Here is a 503-nt window from a genome sequence, read left to right as displayed (position 1 = left end):
TCCGAGCAGAGCTTGTGGATATTTTCAAATATAATCTGGCTCATCTGCGATTTGTGGATAAAAGTAATTCGTTCCCGTACACTTGTCCACTGGATATCCACTGTATGTACTCCATCGACCAAGTGCTTGCCGCCTTTGGCTACTGGAACGCTGAGCAATCACCCGCCTTCCGTGAAGGCGTGAAGTATTTTGCAGATGAACAGACCGATATCTTCTTCATTACACTGAACAAATCGGACAAAGACTTTTCCCCCTCCACGCTGTACGAGGACTATGCGATCAATGAGCGTTTGTTCCACTGGCAGACTCAAAGCAGGTTATCGGAGCATACGGCTACCGCACAGAGGTACATTCATCATCGAGAGACAGGCAATCGGATCGCGCTATTCGTGCGGGAGTATAAGGAAGAGCATGGCTATACATCTCCATTTGTCTTCTTAGGCGAAGCGGATTATGTGAGTCACGAGGGGAATAAGCCGATGAGCTTTGTATGGCGGTTACGG

The 503-nt window shown here is 48.1% G+C and carries 1 protein-coding gene; it reads left to right on the top strand.

Features of this window, described 5'->3' with window-relative positions:
• On the top strand, positions 1-503 hold a 503-nt coding region (locus tag AMS66_RS29025; RefSeq protein WP_236703669.1), incomplete at both ends, for a DUF3427 domain-containing protein.

Source organism: Paenibacillus xylanivorans (assembly GCF_001280595.1).
GTDB classification, from domain to species: Bacteria; Bacillota; Bacilli; order Paenibacillales; family Paenibacillaceae; genus Paenibacillus; species Paenibacillus xylanivorans.
The sequence above is the reverse complement of the archived record's forward strand: the minus strand, read 5'-3'. Positions and strand labels throughout refer to the sequence as shown.